Annotated in this window: 20 protein-coding genes and 1 pseudogene; 2 read left to right on the top strand and 19 right to left on the bottom strand. The window is 27.7% G+C overall.

The window, feature by feature from the left end; translation table 11 throughout:
* Positions 1–22: 22 nt before the first annotated feature.
* From htpG to BN2920_RS06875, 8 genes are all read right to left on the bottom strand, one after another.
* A complete protein-coding gene (gene htpG, locus BN2920_RS06910) occupies positions 23–1,957 on the bottom strand; it encodes a molecular chaperone HtpG (protein WP_058294274.1) in 1,935 nt (644 codons plus the stop codon).
* A 120-nt stretch (positions 1,958–2,077) separates the two neighbouring features.
* A complete protein-coding gene (locus BN2920_RS21270; RefSeq protein ID WP_058294273.1) occupies positions 2,078–2,611 on the bottom strand; it encodes an HD-GYP domain-containing protein in 534 nt (177 codons plus the stop codon).
* Entirely contained in the window at positions 2,587–2,919 is a 333-nt protein-coding gene (locus BN2920_RS21265) for a PAS domain S-box protein (protein WP_058294272.1), read from the bottom strand. Before BN2920_RS21265 ends, BN2920_RS21270 begins: the two co-directional genes overlap by 25 nt.
* A 281-nt stretch (positions 2,920–3,200) precedes the next feature.
* Complete coding sequence (locus tag BN2920_RS06895) at positions 3,201–5,231, bottom strand: FtsX-like permease family protein (protein WP_058294271.1); 2,031 nt, start codon at positions 5,229–5,231, stop codon at positions 3,201–3,203.
* The gene (locus BN2920_RS06890) at positions 5,221–5,988 is read right to left on the bottom strand and encodes an ABC transporter ATP-binding protein (RefSeq protein WP_058294270.1); all 768 of its coding nucleotides are present in this window, start codon (positions 5,986–5,988) and stop codon (positions 5,221–5,223) included. The genes BN2920_RS06895 and BN2920_RS06890 overlap by 11 nt, the downstream gene beginning before the upstream one ends.
* Positions 5,989–6,905: 917 nt before the next feature.
* Positions 6,906–8,615 (bottom strand): methyl-accepting chemotaxis protein, encoded by a 1,710-nt coding sequence (locus BN2920_RS06885; RefSeq protein WP_058294269.1) that lies wholly within the window; start codon positions 8,613–8,615, stop codon positions 6,906–6,908.
* A gap of 359 nt (positions 8,616–8,974) precedes the next feature.
* Positions 8,975–9,964 (bottom strand): sensor histidine kinase, encoded by a 990-nt coding sequence (locus BN2920_RS06880; RefSeq protein ID WP_058294268.1) that lies wholly within the window; start codon positions 9,962–9,964, stop codon positions 8,975–8,977.
* Positions 9,961–10,632 carry a response regulator transcription factor gene (locus BN2920_RS06875; protein ID WP_058294267.1) on the bottom strand — a complete coding sequence of 224 codons (672 nt, stop codon included), beginning with the start codon at positions 10,630–10,632 and terminating at the stop codon, positions 9,961–9,963. Before BN2920_RS06875 ends, BN2920_RS06880 begins: the two co-directional genes overlap by 4 nt.
* A 200-nt stretch (positions 10,633–10,832) precedes the next feature.
* Between BN2920_RS06875 and BN2920_RS06870 the strand changes: the two genes are divergently transcribed.
* The gene (locus BN2920_RS06870; protein WP_157065763.1) at positions 10,833–11,126 is read left to right on the top strand and encodes a hypothetical protein; all 294 of its coding nucleotides are present in this window, start codon (positions 10,833–10,835) and stop codon (positions 11,124–11,126) included.
* A gap of 53 nt (positions 11,127–11,179) precedes the next feature.
* On the opposite strand, the gene BN2920_RS06865 is transcribed toward BN2920_RS06870, so the two are convergent.
* Positions 11,180–11,830, bottom strand: coding sequence for a LysR family transcriptional regulator substrate-binding protein (locus tag BN2920_RS06865; protein WP_307993375.1), 651 nt, complete (start codon positions 11,828–11,830; stop codon positions 11,180–11,182).
* Between the two features lie 48 nt (positions 11,831–11,878).
* Positions 11,879–11,977: pseudogene (locus BN2920_RS22475) on the bottom strand (LysR family transcriptional regulator); the annotation flags it as partial.
* 150 nt (positions 11,978–12,127) lie between these two features.
* Between BN2920_RS22475 and BN2920_RS06860 the strand changes: the two are divergent.
* The gene (locus tag BN2920_RS06860; RefSeq protein ID WP_172437924.1) at positions 12,128–12,718 is read left to right on the top strand and encodes an amino acid permease; all 591 of its coding nucleotides are present in this window, start codon (positions 12,128–12,130) and stop codon (positions 12,716–12,718) included.
* Positions 12,719–13,284: 566 nt separating this feature from the next.
* Here the strand turns inward: BN2920_RS06860 and BN2920_RS06855 are convergent.
* From BN2920_RS06855 to BN2920_RS06820, 9 genes are all read right to left on the bottom strand, one after another.
* Entirely contained in the window at positions 13,285–14,625 is a 1,341-nt protein-coding gene (locus tag BN2920_RS06855; protein ID WP_058294264.1) for an MATE family efflux transporter, read from the bottom strand.
* Between the two features lie 112 nt (positions 14,626–14,737).
* Positions 14,738–15,520: an ABC transporter ATP-binding protein gene (locus tag BN2920_RS06850; RefSeq protein ID WP_058294263.1), complete on the bottom strand. Its 783-nt coding sequence runs from the start codon at positions 15,518–15,520 to the stop codon at positions 14,738–14,740.
* Positions 15,521–15,547: 27 nt separating this feature from the next.
* Complete coding sequence (locus BN2920_RS06845; protein ID WP_058294262.1) at positions 15,548–16,555, bottom strand: FecCD family ABC transporter permease; 1,008 nt, start codon at positions 16,553–16,555, stop codon at positions 15,548–15,550.
* Positions 16,555–17,571, bottom strand: coding sequence for a FecCD family ABC transporter permease (locus BN2920_RS06840; RefSeq protein WP_058294261.1), 1,017 nt, complete (start codon positions 17,569–17,571; stop codon positions 16,555–16,557). The genes BN2920_RS06845 and BN2920_RS06840 overlap by 1 nt, the downstream gene beginning before the upstream one ends.
* Before the next feature lie 126 nt (positions 17,572–17,697).
* Positions 17,698–18,639, bottom strand: coding sequence for an iron-hydroxamate ABC transporter substrate-binding protein (locus BN2920_RS06835; RefSeq protein ID WP_058294260.1), 942 nt, complete (start codon positions 18,637–18,639; stop codon positions 17,698–17,700).
* Positions 18,640–18,853: 214 nt separating this feature from the next.
* Positions 18,854–19,567 carry a hypothetical protein gene (locus BN2920_RS06830; protein ID WP_058294259.1) on the bottom strand — a complete coding sequence of 238 codons (714 nt, stop codon included), beginning with the start codon at positions 19,565–19,567 and terminating at the stop codon, positions 18,854–18,856.
* A 140-nt stretch (positions 19,568–19,707) separates the two neighbouring features.
* The gene (locus BN2920_RS21675; protein WP_172437925.1) at positions 19,708–19,866 is read right to left on the bottom strand and encodes a hypothetical protein; all 159 of its coding nucleotides are present in this window, start codon (positions 19,864–19,866) and stop codon (positions 19,708–19,710) included.
* A 30-nt stretch (positions 19,867–19,896) separates the two neighbouring features.
* Entirely contained in the window at positions 19,897–21,114 is a 1,218-nt protein-coding gene (locus tag BN2920_RS06825; RefSeq protein ID WP_058294124.1) for an IS701 family transposase, read from the bottom strand.
* A 137-nt stretch (positions 21,115–21,251) separates the two neighbouring features.
* Positions 21,252–21,935 (bottom strand): alpha/beta fold hydrolase, encoded by a 684-nt coding sequence (locus BN2920_RS06820; RefSeq protein WP_058294258.1) that lies wholly within the window; start codon positions 21,933–21,935, stop codon positions 21,252–21,254.
* Positions 21,936–21,944 lie beyond the last annotated feature (9 nt).

Here is a 21,944-nt window from a genome sequence, read left to right as displayed (position 1 = left end):
TTATTTTTAAAGAAGATTTTTATTATAGTGAAATAACTTTACTCAATAATTCATTATTTCTCTTTAAGAATGTATCCATTTCATCTGCGTTTAATTCTTTGTTTGCAATTTTAGCTAAGTCTAAAATATGTTCACAAATAAATTTAACATCATCTTTTTTAGAGTCATCTTTAGCTACTTCTGCAAGTTTCTTAACAATATTATTATTATTATTTACAACTAAAGTCTTTTCTTCATTAAACATTCCTGCAAAGCCCATTCCAGATTGAGCATACATCTTACTCATTTCAGCCATTCTTCTTGATTCTTCTGAGATTAAAATCATAGCTGGAGTCTCAGCATTTTTAAGAGATTCAACTGATATCTTAGGAGCATTTTCTCCAAGAGCATTTTTAAATACTTCTTCTATTGTCTTATTTGCTTCTACAGCTTCAGTATCATTTTCATCAGTTTTTGATCCTAATGTTTCAGATATATCTGAATCTATTCTCTTAAATTTAACTCCATTTTCATGCATTTCAAGGAATGTTATAAAATGATCATCTAAAGTACAATCTAATATTACTGCATCTAAATCATATTCTTTAAACATCTTAATATATTGTGATTGCTTTAATTCATCATTTGCATAGAAAACTTTATTTTCATGCTTTTCTTTATTTGCTTCAAGATAATCTTTTAATGTTACAAATTCACCTTTTAGATTCTTGAATATGATTATATCTTTAATCTTATCATAGAACTTCTCATCTCTTAAACATCCATATTTAATGAATATTTGAATATCTGGCCAGAACTTATTATATTCTTCTCTACTGTTTTTAAATAAATCAACAAGCTTATCAGCAACCTTCTTAATTATATGATTAGATATTTTAGCAACATCTCTATCATTTTGAAGGAAACTTCTTGATACATTTAAAGGTAGATCTGGACAATCAATTACTCCTTTTAACAATAACAAGAATTCTGGAATAACTTCTTTTATATTATCTGCTACGAATACTTGGTTATTAAATAATTTAACTTGACCTTCTCTTATTTCAACTTCATGAGTTAATTTAGGGAAGTATAGGATTCCTTTTAAGTTAAATGGATAATCAACATTTAAATGAATCCAGAATAATGGTTCATTAAAGTCCATAAATACTTTTCTGTAGAAATCTTTATATTCTTCATCTGTACATTCATTTGGCTTTTTCATCCATAGTGGATGTGTATCATTTAAAGGCTTTGGAGCTTCTGGTTCAACTAATTCTTGATATTCAGTTCCATCTTCCTTTTTCTTAGTTTCATATTTAGGTTCTTCTTTTGGTTTATTTTCATCTTCTAAATATATTTCTGTGGGTAAGAATGAACAATATTTTGTTATTATTTCTCTTACTTTATATTCTTCTAAAAATTCTTTATCTTCTTCATTTATGTATAATGTAATTGTAGTACCTCTTGTACTTCTGTCTTCTGAAGAAGAAATTTCATAATCTGTGCCGCCTTCGCAAACCCATTTAACTGCTTCAGCACCATCTTTAAAAGATAATGTATCTATTTGAACTTTCGTAGATACCATAAATGTTGAGTAAAATCCAAGACCAAAATGTCCTATTATATCTTTACCTTCATCCATCTTATCTTTATATTTTTCAAGGAAATCTGTAGCACCTGAAAAAGCAACTTGATTAATATATTTCTTTACTTCTTCTTCAGTCATACCAATACCATTATCACTGAATTTTAAAGTTCCTTTTTCCTTATTAATTGAAACTACTACTTTATATTCCTCATCTTCTGACGCTTTAGCTTCTCCAAGTGATACTAGTCTTTGAAATTTACTGATTGCATCACAACCATTACTTATAACTTCTCTAATAAAAATGTCTTTGTCAGAGTATAACCACTTTTTGATTATTGGAAATATATTCTCTGTATCAATTGAAATATTACCGTTTTCTTTTATCATATATAACCACTCCTCTATTTTTTTCTCTAAAAGATATTTTATATCTACACAAAATGATTGTCAAATCATAACTGTACTATATTTATAACCTTTATATATATATGTATGTTTTTCATATATTTATTTAATATGTTTTATAAAATGTTCAACTATATCTGGATCAAACTGACTTCCTGAACATCTTTTTAGTTCTCTAATAGCATCATCTTTTTTTATAGCTTTTTTATAAACTCTATCATGAGTCATTACATCATAAGAATCAGCCACATTTATTATTCTTGCTATAACAGGTATCTCTTTCCCCTTTAATCCTAATGGATACCCTGTTCCATCATATTTTTCATGATGTGCTAATACACATTTAGCTACATTTACAAGTTCACTAGAAGCATTTATTATTCTATCCCCTTTTTCTGCATGAGCTTTCATTATTTCAAATTCTTCATCTGTAAGATTTCCCTTTTTCAAAAGTATTTCTTCATTAATTGCAATTTTGCCCATATCATGAAGCTCTGCTGATAATATTAGTTCATCTAATTCAGAAGTTTTTAGCTTCATAACCCTTCCTATGTTTAGTGCATATTCTGTTACTCTTTCAGTATGTTCCCTAGTTTCCAAGCTCTTTTCCTCTACGCTTTTCTGTAAAGATTCCATAATTGTACTTTTAAAACTTTTCTTCTCCAAAAGTTTCTTTCTATAAAGTTTTTCTTCAGCTCTTTTGATACATTAGAATTTTCTGTTATACATTCTTTTATCTGATCATTATATATTTTAGCTAAATCTTTTGGAAATGCTTCTTCATTACTTTTTCCAATTACTTCATTATATTTTACACCATACGTCTTTTCATATAGACTATTCAAATACAATATTTTGAACTCTATATCTTCAATCCATACTGCAAATGGAAGGTTTTCTAAAAACATTTCATATACTTCTAATATATTAGTATAATCATTCACCAAAAATTCACTCCTTAGTTTCATTTATTTTATACTTTCAAAATTATCATGTTATATATAAAACTTTTATTTTATCCAAATATGCCATATAAAACTAATAATATCAGATTTTTGGTTATTTTAATAGAAAAAACGTATCTTTAAAAATATACTTTAAAGATACGTAAACATAAATTGTCTTAATATACTTAACTTATTTTATTAAATTAGTAAATTTATAATATAAATAATTAATTTTATAATTTTTATTATAATGATATTAACATAAACCATCTTTCCCTCTAACTAAGTTCATTATCTATTACATTTTTATAAGATATATATGTGGCATATAAATATCCACCATATACAATTACTAATATTAAGGCTGTGATTAACATAGGATAAATTTTATTACTTTCTCCTAATGCAAGAAGATAACTATTTACAGTTTTTATTCCAACATAAGAATGTACTAATGCTAAAGCTAATGGAAATAAAAAGAAGGTTAATACTTGCTTAAATATACTTTTATTAATAATCTTCTTACTTGCTCCAATTTTATTTAATGATATATACCTCTCTAATGAATCATTACATTCACATAACTGCTGAAGTGATAATACTGCTGCACTTGCTAAAAGAAATACTATTCCTATATAAATTGCTATAAATAGAAGTATGGCAGATAAACCTTTATTCTCTGTATAACACATTTCACGAGTATATCCATCTATATAAAAATCTTCTTTCTTACTATTGTTATTTCTATCCAATAACAATTTATCCATTATCCCTTCTAACTCTTCTTCTTTACTATCTCCTACTATGTTAAAATTTAAAGCTTCAGCAATCTTATTATTCTCACTTACAGTATTATCTGGAACAATTATAGAAAAAACATTTATGGCAATTGGCATATTAAAAAAAGATTCTTCAAGCAATTTATCATTTTTTATCTTATATTCTTTATTTTCAATTTTTATTTTTTTATTTTTATCTAAATAATTTTTAACCATATCAATCATAGAGGAATAGTTACTGCTTATTATAACTTCATCTTCATTTAATACTATTGGATCTAAATCTCTTAATTTTCTAAAATTATTATAATCTGATATAGTTATAAAATCCGCCTGACTCGCAATAGGGTAATTAAGCATTTCACGTTTATCATCGCTCTCTGCATAGTTATATAATAAGCTCTTTAAATCAAAATTTATTGAGTAAGCTGAAAGAATGGAATATCTCATCTTACTTAAATCAAGATCATATTTCTTTACACTTTCCTTTAACAAATCAATATCTTTAAAATTATTTTTAGAATCATTACTCTCCCAAAGAATTGATACGTCGACTGGAGTATTTTTCTCTAATCCCTGCTCCATGGAATTTTTTACACTTAATCCTGATGCTAAGCTTCCTATAGTAACTAATAACATTAAACATATTACACTCATCGAAAGAAAATTTGTATTGAATTTACTTGAAATCTGCTTAATTGTAAAAGCGTTTAATCCATTTAAATATAAATTATCATTCTTTTGTAATATTAATATCATAAGTGATGAAGCACTATAAAAAAATAATATTGTACCTATAATTCCAAATGCAATTGCTATTTTAAACTGTATTGTATAAAAATCTAATTCCGATATGGTTATGCATTTATACGCAATTCCAATAAGCATAAGTGATAGAAGTAAAAATATACTTGATATATATGGATTTTTTATTTTTATTTTTTCACTCTTTTTATTTACATATAGCAGATCTATTAATTTATATTTCGATATAACAATTATGTTAAATATCATTACAATTACATACATTACTCCAAAATATACTACTGTTTTTACAATTGCCTCAATAGATATTGAAAAAACATATTTAGTCATCTCAACATCAAATAATTTTGCTGTAAATACTGATAAAACTTGTGACAAAATAAGTCCTAGTATTAAACCAATTCCAAGAGATATTAAACCTATAAATAAAGTTTCAAAGAATAATATTATTGACATTGATCTTTTTCTCATACCAAGAGTCATATAGACTCCAAATTCTTTGTTTCTTCTTTTTATCAAAAAGTTTGTTGCATATATTATTAAACTTCCAAGTATTACAGAAACACCAACTGATAAAATAGACATAAATTGATTCATTAAATCTATATAATCTCTTTGCAATGAATTCATCTCTACCACCATTGTTTGTGAATTAATTGAATTAAAGCTATAAAATATACATACCGCAAATGTTAATGTCAAAAAGTAAACTGCATAATCTTTAAAACTTTTTTTTACATTATTTACTGCCATTTTAAAGTACATCTTTACTTTCACCTCCAAGAACAGTTACAACATCAATAATTTTATTAAAAAATTCTTTTCTACTGTCTTCACCCCTTACAAGTTCATTAAATATTTTTCCATCCTTTATAAATAAAATTCTATTTGCATAGCTAGCTGTAAAGGCATCATGTGTTACCATCAAAATAGTTGCTTCTAGATCTTTGTTCAAATTTTCAATAGAATTTAATAATAATCTTGCTGACTTAGAATCTAATGCTCCAGTTGGCTCATCAGCTAAAATTAATTTAGGATTATTTACTATTGCTCTTGCTGCTGCAACTCTTTGCTTTTGACCACCTGACATCTGATATGGATACTTATTAAGAACTTCTTTAATATCAAGACTATCAGCTGCTTTATCTACTAATTTTTTAACTTCTTTGCCCTTCTTCCCTGCAATAGTAAGAGCTAATGATATATTTTCAAAAGCAGTTAATGTATCTAGCAAATTAAAATCTTGAAATATGAATCCCAATTTTTCTCTTCTGAAATCCTCTAACTTTCTGCCTTTTAATCTTGTAATATCATCATTATCAATAACTATAGAGCCTGTTGTTACATTGTCTATTGTAGATATGCAATTAAGAAGTGTTGTTTTACCACTTCCTGATGGCCCCATTATTCCAACAAATTCACCTTTTTCAACTCTAAAACTTATATTATCAATAGCTTTTGTTACATTATCTTTATTTCCATAATACTTTTCTATATTAACTACATTTAAAATACTTTCCATTTTTTAATTCCTCCTAATTTTGAAAATTACTTTTGTAAAAGCATTCTTAATAAGGAATAACTAATTTTTTTCTTTCTCATAACAATCATCCCTCATATTTATTTCTAACTTATAAGTTTATTTTAAACAATTTAATAGCTTTTTCATATTGAAGTATCTTTCATTAACCTTACATTTTTGAAAGATAAAAAAAATATCTGTATTATAGAAGATAAATATATTGTGTGGAATCAGAATTTAGTGGATAACAACCGAAATCCAATATATGATATGCTCGATTGTAGGGAAATTTCATCTAAAAATTCTAATGGCAGAGGATGCACCCAAAAATGTTTGCTCCATAAAGCAAGTTTTTGGACAAACAATTTTGGAACAGCCTCTGCCAAAGAATTTAAAAGCTGAAATTTCCAATACAATACTACACATATTCATATATTGGATTTCTTTGTTTATCTCTAAACTTATTACTTAATGTAATTTATATTTTGATAAATATCCAATACCTAAAAATATAGTTTTCTATCAATTATAGTAATTTATGAAGATGCTTATAAAAGTTATGTAATTCCCAATAAATAAGCAAATTCTTAAGAACCTATATTCTGATATCTATAAATTGATATCCTTTAAAAAATGGTAAAATATTAACTTTTTGAATCTTTAACATCTATAAATAACTATTCCTTAAATTAAAAATGTATTTATGTATAGCAATAATAATACCGATACTATGAATTTAGATGAGACAAAGAAATAAAGCTCTTATGTTGGCGGTGTCTTGCATTCAAAAATGACGCTAAGAATTCAAACATGCAAGGTCTGCATGTTTGAATTCTTAGCGTCATTTTTGTAGCAAGCGAGCCATACATAAGAGCTTTATTTCGGTTGTTTCATTCTAAACTTTGTACGTCCCTTATTTAAATTGTGAAAATATTAATCTCATTTGATAATTTGTCACTAATTTCATTTACTTTATTTGCTGATTCATATACATCATTCATTATTTTGTTAAGCTCTGCTGATATTCCAGCAGTTTCCTCTGTACTAGCTGCATTCTCTTCTGCTATAGAAGTAAGAATTTGTATATCTTCAACAATTTCTTTTCTAGAATTATCTAAAGTTCCTACATTATCGCTTATCTCTTTAACACTTTGATTTGTTATGTTAATTCCTTCATTAAACACATTGAAAGTATCTTTAGTCTTATGTACATTATTATTCTGAACTTCTATAATGTCTTCAACTTTTTTCATAGTCTCTACAGTATCATTAGAATTTATTATAAGATCTTTTATTATAATTTCTATTTTCTTAGCTGATTCAGTTGACTGATTAGCTAATTCTTGAATTTGACTAGCTACAACTGCAAATCCCTTACCATGTTCTCCTGCTCTAGCTGCTTCTATATTCGCATTTAAAGCTAACAATGTAGTTTCTGATGCTATTTCTGTAATTAATTCTGTTGCTTTCTTTATATGTTCAACTGAATTATTAGTATTTTGTGTTTTTGCAGAAATTGTATTAATTGCATTTTTAGTTCTTTCATTTGCATCACTTAAATTATCTAGAATATCTAAAACTTCATTTCTTAGTCTACTCATATTTTCACAATTCTTATATAGTTCCTTAACATTTATAACACTCTTTTCTACCATTTCACCAATCACCATAACACTCTCTGCTGCTGATTGGGTATTTTCAGCTTGATTAGTAGAACTCTGTGCAACTTCTTCTACAGTCTTTTCAACTTCTTTTGTCATGTTGCTTGACTTATTAGATTTTTCCCTCAAATCTGATGCAAAATCTATTAATGTACTAGTTGTGTCTGTTATGTTCTGCACTATACCTTTTATGGAATTCCTAACATCTTCTGTTGCTCGTGCAATATCACCAATCTCATCTTTTCTCTTTAAATCTTTACTATCTAATTTCGAATTTAGTATTCCTTTTGAAACTAATTCCAGATTGACTACGCTTCTTCTAAGACTTTTTATAATCATACTCATAGAAATTAAAATTAGAAGTATTGCAATTATAATAACGATAGAAGTGCTTGTAACATTTCCTATTATTACTGTTAATATAGAAGAATCCATATCAGCTTTTGGTATTCCTGCAAAAAACATCCCCACTACCGCTTGAGTACTTGGTTGTTTTATAGGTATATAATATCCATAATATTCTTTATCTCCAATAAGAGTATGTGTACTAAAATATTCCTCATTATTAGTCAAAACAGCTATAATTGCTTCATCCTCAGCTTCAAAGCCTAGTAATCTGTTGCCTCTATCATCTTTCATTGTGGTTGATACTATATCTTTTCCATAAAAAAATGTATATTCTATATTAGTATTTTGCTTTAAATAGTCTATTTCTTCACTATAATTAGAAACTACAAATTTATACCCTTTACCTAATTTACCATTTGATAATACTGTATAATCTTCTTTATTAATCATATCATATGTTTTTAATGCTGAATGTGCTGCTACTTTTAATTGCTGCTTGGACATATCTTGTATCGTATTTCTAACATTTAATGAAGTGAAGCCCCCTAAAGATATGCCTAATACTGCTAATGGTATCAATGCTAGTAATAAAATTTTTCCTTTTAATTTAAGTTTCATATTGCCCCCTCCTGTACTGCTCAATAAAATTCTGTTCATAAATATAACAAAATTTTACTTCTAATTAATAAAAATATAGTGCTTTAAGGTCAATTTTTATCTAAACCTTAAAACACCCTTGTTTTGTAATAAATACCTAATTTATTATATCTTTCTATTTACTATTTTTCAAGTTTTTTATAATTTTTTTTGCAAAATATTAAAATTTTTGCTATAAACTTAATAATAACAGAGTTCCTTCTTCTATATTATAAAAAATATCATATGTTCATTATTTTCTAAATTACAAAATAAATTGTAATCCTTTTTTCTTCATTCTGCATATTTTTTTACTGCTCCTCTACCTTAATATTCAAGCATCAAAAGTTAATTATCGCTCTTGTCCCATTATTAACTTCTGACTTTAAGTTAATCTCTATATTTAATTTAGTGCAGAGTTTTTTACAAAGATATAATCCTATTCCAGTAGATTTTCCATGCACACGCCCATTTTCTCCAGTGAAGCCCTTATCAAAGACTCTGTTAATATCACTTTTAGGTATTCCAATACCATTATCTTCTATTATCAAAGAAATTTTATTATTTTCATTTTCTAATGAATATATATTTATATAACCTCTTTCTTTTTTACTATATTTAATGGAATTTATAATTATCTGATTTATGATAAACTTAATCCATTTTTGATCACTAGTTACTTTTATATCTATGTTTTCAATATTTACTGCTATTTTTTTATTGATAAAATCCCTTCTATTATCCCTAATACATTCATTAATTATATTTTCAAGATTAAATTCTCTTACAATATAATCATTGCTTACATCTGTGCTTCTTGAATAATATAACGCCTGTGTTATATACTGATCTACTTTACTTATTTCATCAATTAAAGCTATTTTTTCTTTTATATAGCTATTTTCTAATATAAGCTTAGCCGATGCTATAGGTGTTTTAATTTCATGAACCCATGTTTCTATATAATCCCTATATTCACTTTGAAGATGTTTATAGAAATTAACTTCTTCATGCATATTTCGATTTGCTTCTTTTAACGCATTATAAAAGATTTCACCTTCATAATAATTAGGCTTCTTTATTACTTCAGCCAACAAATATTTTTTATCCAATTTTTCAGTTATGCTGATTATTTCTCCATAAAATCTTCTTTCTTTTATGTATTCTAATACCATATAAACTATTAGAGGTACAAACCAAATCATAAATATTAAAAATAATATAATTTCTGGCGTACTAGCTACTTTTAAAAGAGCTACTAATAAAAAATAAATAACTAAATTTATTATTAAATATGGAATTTTTGATACAATATAATTTTTTATTTTCATAGCAAAATATATCCTAGCCCTCTCTTAGTCTCTATTGCATTTTTAAAGCCTATATCATCTAGCTTTTTTCTAAGCCTTGTTATATTAACAGATAAAGTGTTATCATCAATAAAAAGATCTGAACTCCATAAATAATCCATTAACTCTTCCCTACTCATTATTTTCCCTTTATTCTTCATTAAGCATGCTAAAATTTTAAGTTCGTTTTTGCTTAAATCTGTAGTATTATTATTAAAAGTTATTTCTCCTTTGCTAATATTTAACTTCAATCCATTATGCTCAATGAAATCCTGTTCTAAAACTTGCGCTTTCGTTCTTCTAAGAACAGCACCTATTCTTGCAAGTAATACCTGAGTGTTATATGGTTTTGTTATAAAATCATCTGCTCCAAAATTAATGCTCATAATTTCATCCATATCACTATCTCTACTTGTTACAATAATTATCGGTATATCTTTAATTCTTCTTATTTCTCTACACACATAGTATCCATCATAATATGGAAGATTTATATCTAATAAAATCAAATCAGGGTTACTCTCTACTGATAAATTAATAATATTTTTAAAGTCATCTATTCCATAAGCCTCATACCCATACTTTGATAAAAAATCTATTAATTCTTTTTTTATATTTTCATTATCTTCTATAATTAACATTTTCAGCATTATAATCCTCCTAGTTTTATATATGGGTAATTATATAATATTTTTTATTTATTGTATATTTATCACCACATAATTCTTAATATAATTATAAAATTTCTTTTTCTAAATATTTAAAATAAATACTTTTAATATTTAGCACCTTTGAAAAAAATCTGAATACATATTTAATGAGAGATAAAAGTTATTCTAAATAAAGGACGGTGTTAATTATCAATACTAATAATATTGTGGAATTTATTAATTCAGAAGCAAAAAATTATCTAAAATTTCTTAATAATTTTGAAAAAGTATTAGATGAAATCAATCCGCAATTAGAATATAAATTTAGAATTTCTACTGATAAGCCATATATAATATGTTCAATTAAACAGCTTGGATTATCAAAAAAAATTACTTTTTATGATATGAAAATAATTATGGATCAAAAAAATTGTAATGAAAAAGAAGCTATACTTCAATTATTACAAAGTATTTTGGATAAAAATAATGCTTAGCACCTTAGGAATGTTAGCAGATATAATTTCTACTAACATTCTACATAATCAACTTATTCAATCATGCCTAAAAAAGCATTCATTGCAGATGTTATATATTTTTTCTTATTATAAAGAACCTGAGTATACATTTTGAATTCACACCCTTCAACGGTTAATTCTACTAACTCTTTATTTTTTAATTCTTCTTCTACTGTCATTTTAGGAAGCAATGTAATTCCTATATTACTTTTAACAAATCTCTTAATTGCCTCTATGCTACCTGATTCTAAAACTAAATTTGTATTTATAGATTTCTTTTGGAAGATTTCTCCAAAGTCCTTCCTATAACTACATCCCTTCTCTGTTAGAATTAAAAACTCATTTTGTATATCCTCTAAAGTAACCTTACTCTTTTTTATTAATTTATTTGATGGTGAACATAATATTACCATATGTTCATATTTATCCATACCCGAAATAAATTGTTCATCATCAATTTTCCTATCTAAAATAAAAATAATATCAACAATATTCTTCTTTAGCATTTTTCTAAGTTCTGAGCATATTCCCACTTTCAGTTCAATATTAACATGCGGATATCTTTCATGATACACTTCAAGTATCTTAGGTAACCTAATTGTACAAAGTGACTCAACAACCCCAATCTTTAATGTTCCTTTTGGAATGCTTTCATTTCTTATAACTTCCTTACCTTCATTCACCAAATCAATTATCTCATTTGCATATTTAAGAAAAGTTTCACCACTATTTGTCAGCTTTATTTTTCTCCCAGTTCTTTCAATTAGCTTTACTCCTAGTTCTTGTTCTAAAAGCTGCATTTGTGTTGTAATTGTTGATTGTGCATATCCTAAGTTTTCTGCTTCTTTTGATTAGCTGTTAAGTGCTGCAATCTTAGAAAATGTTATTAAATTTCTAATTTCCATATTGTTTTACTCCAAATTCCTCACTATTTATTTTTATATCAATAAAATCGAACTATTTATTCAAATAATTCAATTTTGTCAAACTATAAATTCATATCACATTTTGTAAGCATCGTGTATATATCTTTATCCTTTGTAACCATTGGAACAAATACTTATAATGATACACATTCATTTACTTTTTTAAGTTCACTTATTTCATTGTCATTTGGAAAAACTTCTGGATATATAATTGCTTTTTTAACTATTCTTATAACATTTTGCTCTATTCACTCGTGTATTTCTGGCTTTTCTAGAGTTATATATAATGCTGCACGTTCAGGAATATTTCCAAGGGCACTATCTAAAATACATGAAAAGTATAATACTCCTATAAATGCTCTTTTATTTTTAGGCTGCGGCTTTACCATTGTCCTATTATTCTTTTCATTTATATCACCAGATTTAAATTTAATACTAAAATTTCCTGGCTCAGTATTTTCATTTTCTTATATAATTGCAATGGCATGTGGATTAAAATTATTTGATAAATACAGTCTTACTTGGATACTTTCTTCATCAAGTCTTATTGTCTGCTGTATACTTTTTGTTCTTGGAGGACTATTTTCTTTATTTCCAATTATTCTAAGTGGAGTTGGATATATTTATATAAGTACTAAAAAATAAGCTAAGAAGTAAAAACTAAAAGTGAATAGTTAGAAATAACTACAATAAATGAAACACACTACTCATATAAAGTCGCAGATGTGAGCTTTAATTTATAACATCTGAAAAAATGACTGACGCAATTTAATGCGTCAGTCATTTTTTATTATGGTACACTCATACTAAGATAAAATAAATATGAAAAGTTTCCAATTACAAATATCATCTTTTGGGCATATAATGCTTGGTGAGGTATCAGCCTATCAGTATAGCCCATCACCCTCTACTGATGAAGATGTTTCCTTAAGGAGAGAGCCCAAATCTTGTATTTGGTGCGAATCGCTGGCATATAGCTCTTAGTGAGGCACGAGCTTAGAGCTATAGCCCGCATTTTTCTGCAAGAAAAATACGTTCCTATTAATATGAGTAGGTGTTTCCTGTATAATAATTCCTTCTAATCCCCATAAAATAAGCAAATTCTTAAGCAGAGAGCCCAAATCTTGTATTTGGTGCGAATCGCTTACTCAACGAACGTATGTGAGTCGAGTTTCCTTTAGTACCTTAACTACCATAAAATAAGCAAATTCTTAAGTTCTAAAATTCTTAAATTCTCCAGCCAAAAATACAACTATAATAATTGCACTAATTATATCTGCAATTGGCTGAACAAACCATACTCCTGTTAAATTAAATGCTTTTGGCAATACAAGTATTAATGGAATTAGCAAAATGCATTGTCTTAAAAGACTTAAAACCATTGAATGCTTAGCCTTTCCTATTGCTTGAAAGTAACTTGGTCCAATAATTACAATTCCTAAAATAGGCAGTGTCATAAGATATATTCTTATTCCATGAACGGCTATGTTCATAAGACTTTCATCTCTATTAAATATAGAAATCATAATTCTCGGAGTCAGTTCTACTAATAAAAATCCTATTATAAGAATCACTGTAGCTGCAAATACTGATAGAAGTAAAGCCTTCATACATCTATCTAGCTTTTTTGCTCCATAATTATAACCTATTATTGTCTGAACACCTTGTGTTATACCAAACACTGGCATCATAAACATAAGTCCAATTGTACTTATAGCAGTCATAGCTCCTATTGCTAAATCTCCACCATATATTTTAAACATATTATTGAAAAGAACATTTACAACACCAGCAGAAATTTCAACTGCAAAAGGTGCTGCACCTACAATAAATATTCTTTTTATTATTTTTAAATTTAATTTCATATTAACTTTTCTAAGCTTTAAATTAGATTTCTTTTTAAAAAAGTAATATAATATCCAGCTGAAGATTATATAATTGCAAAGCACAGTTGCAATTGCTGCACCTTTTATTCCTAAATCAAATACAAAAATAAAGATTGGGTCTAAAATTAAATTTAGGACACATCCTACAATCATTGTCTTAGCTGCCATTTTAGGATTTCCATCTGCCCTGATTGCAGTATTTAAAACAAATCCAGTTACACTGCATATTGTTCCTAAGAATATTATTCCTATATATTCTTTAGCATAAATCAATGTATTTTCGCTTGCACCAAATGCATATAATATTTCATCTAAAAATATCAGACCAAATATCATAATTATAATAGAAAAGATTATAGATACAGTAAATGCATTTCCTAAGAACAATTCACCTTCTTCTCTATTTCCTTCTCCAAGCTTAATTGACATATTTGTTGCTGCGCCCATTCCAATAAATACACCAAAAGCAACTATTAATGTAAATACAGGCATAGTTATTCCAAGACCTGCTATTGCTAATGGTCCAACGTTTGGAATAGCTCCAATAAAAGCTCTGTCTGCAATATTATAAAGAGATGTAATCATCATACTCATTATTGCCGGAACAGAATATTTTATAAGGAGCTTTCCTATACTTTCTTTTCCTAATTCATTTTCCTTTTCCATTATCTCTCCCACTTTATCTTTTGTTTCTCTATTACAATTTATTTTCAATCATTACATATTGACTGTGCCACTTACAAATTTTATTTAATGCTACAGCCACATTCTTTCATTTTTAAATCTTATCGTATGTTATTAAAACTGGTCTGTTATGTCTTGGATCAGTTACAATCTCTCCATCAATATTGAAAAGCTCTTTAAGATTTTCTTTTGTCATAACTTCCTCTGGGGTACCTTCACATACTATTCTGCCTTTTTTTATTCCAACCATATGATCTGCAAATCTCGCTGCATTATTAAGTTCGTGAATTACCATAACTATTGTTCTCTTCTGAGTCTTATTTAACTTTTGTAGTAAGTTCAAAATATCTAATTGATGTGCTAAATCTAAATATGTAGTCGGCTCATCTAATACAACAATATCAGTCTTTTGCGCTAATGCCATAGCAATCCATGCTCTTTGCCTTTGTCCTCCTGATAATGCTTCTATTGGTCTTTCTTTAAATTCTAATATGCCAGTTTCTTTTAATGCCCATTCAATTATTTCTTTATCTTCTTTTTTTAAACTTCCAAACTTATTTTGATGAGGAAATCTTCCATAAGCAACCAACTCTTCAACAGTAAGTCCCTTAGGTGCCACTGGACTTTGTGGTAAAACAGCCATAGCTTTGGCAAGTTTATTTGAGCTTTGCTTTGAAATTTCTAAATCATTTATGTAAATTTCTCCGCTTTTTGCTTTAAGTATTCTTGCTATTGTCTTTAATATTGTTGATTTTCCACATCCATTTGCACCAATTATAGTCGTAATTTTCCCTTTTGGAATATTTAAATTTAAGTCTTTAACAATATATATATTTCCGTATGATATATTTAAATCTTTTGTTTTTATACAATACATAAAATCATCCTCTTTAAAATCTAAAAATTATTCATTCATCATAAGATAAATAAAATATGGCACACCAATAATTGCTACAACTATACCAACAGGAACTTCTATTGGTGCAAGTAAATTTCTTGATATTGTATCACCAATTAATAAAATAAGTGTACCAATCAAAGCCGCTGTTGGTATAAGTCTATTATGTTTAGGTCCAACTAGCCTTCTAGCTATGTGTGGTGAAATAAGACCTAAAAATCCTATACTTCCTGCAACAGAAGTTGCTACTCCTGCAAGACCAACTGCATATATTATTAATTTTCTTCTTTCTTTTTCAACATTCACACCAAGACCAATTGATAGTTCATCACCTAAATTTAATACATCTAAATATCTGCTTTTATATATTGTGAGTATCATGAATATTATTATAAAAGGCGCTATAGCTATTACATACTTCCAGCTTACTCCCCATATGCTTCCTTGTATCCACGCCATTACCCTGTTAAATTCCTGAGTAGTGAATCTTAATTGAAATATGGTAAGAAGCGAAGTAAATGCTATGTTTATACCTATTCCTATTAGTATTAATCTTGATGATGATATTCCATTTTTCCACGCTAAAATATATACAATAAATGCTCCAAAGCCTGCTCCTAAAAGTGCTACAATAGGCATTGTGAATATTGTTAAATTGGTTATTCCTTCATATACATTACCATTTGTTAAATATATATATACTACTACAAATAATGCTGCACCTGAATTAATACCTATTATTCCCGAATCAGCTAAATCATTCTTTGTAACTCCTTGAAGTATTGTTCCTGATACTGCAAGTGCACTTCCTACAAATAAAGCTATTATTATTCTTGGAAGTCTTAAATTGAAAATAACTATATTTTGGCTCTTACTGCCCTGACCAATTAGTGTTTTTATAACATCACCAAGGCTGATTGAATAAGAACCTAAATTTAAGCTTATTACAAACACTGTAAATATAAGAATTGCTAAAATACCACATATGAAGAATACTTTTTTGTTCTTATTCATTAATCATTCCCTCCTTTTCTAACAAGATAAATAAATATTGGAACTCCTATAAGTGCTGTCAATGAACCGATTGGAGTTTCATATGGAGGATTAATTATTCTTGCTATAATATCACTGTAAACTAAAAGTACCGCACCTAAAATAAGTGATGATGGAATAATGTATTTATAATCAGAACCTACTATTCCTCTTGCTATTTCTGGAACAATAAGACCTACAAAAACTATATTTCCTGCAACAGCTACACTTGCTCCAGTTAAAATAATCACTATTATTATGCATATAAATCTTATTAAATTAGTTCTCTGGCCAAGACCTATTGCAACTTCTTCACCTAAGCTTAAAATTGTTACCTTTGGAGCCATAATAAATGCACCTATCATACCTATGCATCCAAATACAAATAACATTATCACACCTTGCCATTTTGTGCTGGCTAATCCTCCTGCTATCCAAAAGCTTAATTCCTGTGATAAGTTAAAATACATTGCACTTCCCATAGCAAGTGAAATAAATAATGTACCCAGTGCTGTACCTGCAAGTGCAAGCTTTACAGGATCTGATTTTCTTCCCCTTTTAGAACTAAAAAAATAAACTAAAAGCCCGCTGATACTTGCACCTATAAAAGCAAAGAACATAATATCAGTGCTTCTTATTGATATTTCAGGTACTATCTTTTGAATTATGGATGCTATAGCAATAGAAAATGTAGCACCTTGAGTTATTCCCATAACTGATGGCTCTGCAATAGGGTTTCTAGTTATACCCTGCATTATTGCACCTGATACTGATAAGAACCCTCCAACCATTACAGCCGCCAATACTCTAGGTATTCTTACATCTCTTATAATGTTACTTTCAAGAGTATTATCATTTGTAAATATACTTCTTATTATTGTGCTAAAATCTATAGCTTTTGTTCCTATATATAGAGATATTCCCATACCAATAACAAGTAAAATCAAACTTATTAAAATTAATAGAAAAGTTTTTACTTTTTTACTTTTTAATACCATACTTTACCTCCTTAATTTTCTCAAGCTGTTTCTTTATTAATAATCTCATTTACGCAAAAAAGGGCTGTATCAAAATCAAGATAAAATCCCCTAATTTTGACACATCCTTTTTATATTGCTTATTTATTACTTCATTAATTCATTTTTTAAAGATTCTAATAAAAGTAATCTTCCAATTGGATTATAAGATTGACTAAAGTATGGGCTTGCATTTAATATTGTTATATTTCCTTCTTTAACAGCTCTTATATTTTGCCATACTGAATTCTCTTCAAGTTCAGCTTTGTCTGCATCTGTCGCTATAAGTACAATATGATCTGCATCTATCTCAGCTAATCCTTCAATGCTTAACATTGGAAGAGTTATTCCATCTTGTACTGGTAAGTTCTCAGGTCTTGCAAGGCCCATGTCTTCATTTATTATAGTTCCTATTCCTGCATCACTAAATACCATAAATTGTCCTGAGCTTGAAAGTACTGGTAAGTAGCTTTCTTCTCCATTATTAGCCGCAACTTCTTCTCCAAGCTTTTTAGCAGTTTCATCGTAATTTGAAAGCCATTCTGTAGCTTCATCTTCTTTGTTAAACATTTTTGCTATATCAGTTAATCTATCTCTCCAGTCATTACCATAATCTTTTATCATAACAGTTGGAGCTATTTCTTTTAATTGATCGTAAATTTGTGATTGTCTTTCACTCATTATTATTAAATCAGGATTACATGCAAGTATTGCTTCCATATCCATTGTTTCCATCATTGAGTGTCCAACTACTTTAGCACTTCCTAATTGATCTTTAACATAACTTGCAACCTCTGTTGTATTATATGAATCAATATTAGCTGTTCCAACTGGCGTATACCCTAATATTAATAATTCTTCACTGCTTCCTGAGATATCAACTATTCTTTCAGGGTTTGCTGGAATTTCAACATTTCCTTTTAATGATTCTACAACCATTGTTTTATTTCCCGAATTATTTGCTTCCCCATCATTAGATGAACATCCAGTGATTATCCCAATCATAGCTACAGTAAGTATTCCTGCAACTATCTTCTTTATTTTCTTCATTTGTATCCTCCTATGTATAGCAATATATGTTTCAATTAATCATATATTGATAAAAATTCTCATTTATGCTTTTTCATTATATCAATTTGAGAATAATAGTCAATAACTTTATTCAATTTTATCTTTATGTAAATTATACAGTTACTGTACATATATATTACACAAAGAAAAAACAGGAATATATTCAAATTAATACATTCCTGTTTTTATTTTATTATTTTGCTAAATATAATCCTTTTCCTTGCTCAGTATCCTTAACCATATCATTAGATATGATTGCAACTCCCGAAACATTATCAATACTATTTAGAATATCTGATTCATTAACATCTGAATAATCATAACCATCATATTTTAAAACCACATATTCTTTTTCTGCTCCTCCGCCACTTCTTTCTACAATAATATCTCTATATCCATTTGTTTTTTCATTACTGATAATTATAGGATTGTGTATCAATGTAAATTCATCAAACTCTTCTAATCTTCCATTTACTTCTGTAAAGATTATTGCAGTATCTCCACCAGTTCCACTTGTATATGTTCCTACTAGTTCAACAAATATTTCATTTACACCGTCATCATTTAAATCAACGTAATTGTAATAATATCTTGTTTGTTTAGCAGCTTCTTCATCTAAATCTAATTCATTAATTATAGCCTTTACTAGATTTGGATTATCTACATTTTCTGAAAGCTTACCTGTTATATTATCGTTATCAATTAGTATAATATTACTTTGACTATCTTTATTTTCACTATTGTTTGTAGTTGAATTATTTTCTATATTTTCTTCATCTTTAACATTTGTATTTTCTGTATTTGGATTAACATTAGAATCTGAGTTTGAACTACAACCATATATAGCTATTATTGAGCATATTAATAATGATATTGCAATTATTCCTTTTATAAATTTACTCTTCATTTGTTACTAGCTCCTTTAAAATTTATTCTATGATATTAAGTATTTACAAAAGTCTTTAATAATATTAATTACAATTGACTGTATCCATTTTTCGGTATTAATTGCAATTAGCAAACCTGCTTAAAATTAATATATTATCTTTATTTAATATTTTCAATAAAATCTTTCAACTTTTTGTTCCATTTTTCTGGATACTCATAAAACATTAAATGTCCCCCCATAATATAAGTCTCCGTTCCAGGGAAGTTCTCATTCATAAAAGTTTCTGCAATATCTGACCAGTGCTCAGCAATAAACATAACTAGACTTGTGCAGTAAATAGGAAAAATTTAAGCTACTAGTCCTAATTTGGCAATAGTAGACTGTAAATCAATCCCGTTATCTGCACATTCATGTGCAAAAGAAACTATTTTTACCAAATAGTTGTTTCGGAAGTGTAATATTACATCTCCAATATTTTTAAATTTATATAATTTTTCACATTTGACTCTGAAAATCTCAAGAAAAGTATACGTTAAAAATATCATGCTCCAATATCTATGTATTGATTTTAAAGATTGAATTTGAAATTCATCAAAACCAAGAGCTGTTTTATGATATCTATAACTTACTTCAATATCCCAACGCTTTTCGTAATATGAAATTATGGTTTTATTATCGAGTGAAACATCCGTACTTATAATGAATGCTGGATTATCAGATAAATCGTTTTTAGTCCAGCTTATAAGTACAACTACATTCTCAATATCATTAAGTTTTCCTTCATATCTATAAACATAGTACTTGTTATTACTAGCGGTAACTAAGCTAGTCTCATTAGTCCTAATGTATGAAGAAAACTTTTTGACATTTGTTTTAATGCCAGCCGGATATATTACTCTGTTAGATTTTATTCTCCCTATAGTGTGACAACCATTTATTAAACCGTGAAGCAAAATTTTTGCTGAAGTATACCATGAATCAACTAGTAAATAATTGTTTTTAGTTACAGGAGTGAATTCATTAATCAGTTCCATCGCAAGTTCATTTTTATCTAGAAATTTTTTAGATAGTTTTTTACTCGATTCCTTTCGGTGATATTGTCTAAAATCTAAAGGTATAGAATAATCATTAATCTTATAATGCGATGTAACTAAGCAGTGTGACCATTTAGGTTTATTGCCATCAGCATGTGAATTGTGAAAATCTAAGCCTTCAATTTTTTTAGTTGAAGTATTTTTCTTAGTTAAGGTATCATCAATGATTAGGAATCCAACATCACTATCTTCACAAGTGTTGGAAATTTCAGATATTGCATGAAATATGCGTTCTTGCGTAACATATTCATGATTCCATGAATATGAACTTAGGAACCTTGAACCAGTACTTCGATCTCTATTGCATGTAATTTTATTATGAACAGATGAAATAGTTTTGCTTCCTTCTGTTACAATAATTCCAGATACTATATTTACCATATGATTCTTTATCGCAGAAGAATATGGCAGATTTAACTCTGAAATATAGTTGATAATTGTTTCATTTTGGTTTAATATTGTTGTCAGCATATAAATCTCCTTAGATTTGGTTTCGCAACAATAAATCTAGCATGTTTGAGGTTTATATGCTACTTTTTTATTTAAAATTATACTGGTAAAATGTCAATAAAAATCCAATGGTAAATTTTCTTAAATTAATGCACAAGTCAAGTAAACATAATTGATGGTAAAGTCTCTGATATTTCCTTAGCAACTTCAAAATAATTTGATAAGACAGCATTACAGAACAAACTACTGCAGATATAATATGGTGTCTTTGCAGATATATCTAATAAATATTCTAATTCTTCTTCCTCAACATTCCTTTGTATCATTACAGCAATTATATATTCACTAAAAAAATCTCTAACTCCTTTTGGTGAAATTAAAATTTCAGATGCCGCAGTTCTAAGCTCATCTAAGCTTCCTTCAACCCAGCAACTAGGATCTATCGACAATGGAACTGGAGACATATCAATAGTTACAACTGCTTTAACTCTTTTCTTTCCAAACTGTGAAATATATGACCAAACCTCTAAATTCCCAGTAGACCATCCAACTAAAATCAAATCTTTTAAATCCAATATTTCTATTAATTTAGCTAAATCCTTCCCATGTGTTGCATAATCATTACCATGAACTGTTTTGGTAGATGTCCCTTGCCCCCTAGGATCTATAGCAATTACTCTATTAGTTTTCGAAAAGTAATCAATTTGAGACTCAAAAATTTCACTACTAAAAGTTAATCCTGGAATAAATAATATCGGCTGACCGGCCCCTTTCTCAACATAATGTAACTCTACTAAAGGCGCAACTTGAACATAATTACTTTCTAATCTTTCTACAGACATAATTTCTAC

This window comes from Clostridium neonatale, assembly GCF_001458595.1.
GTDB classification, from domain to species: domain Bacteria; phylum Bacillota; class Clostridia; order Clostridiales; family Clostridiaceae; genus Clostridium; species Clostridium neonatale.
The sequence above is the reverse complement of the archived record's forward strand: the minus strand, read 5'-3'. Positions and strand labels throughout refer to the sequence as shown.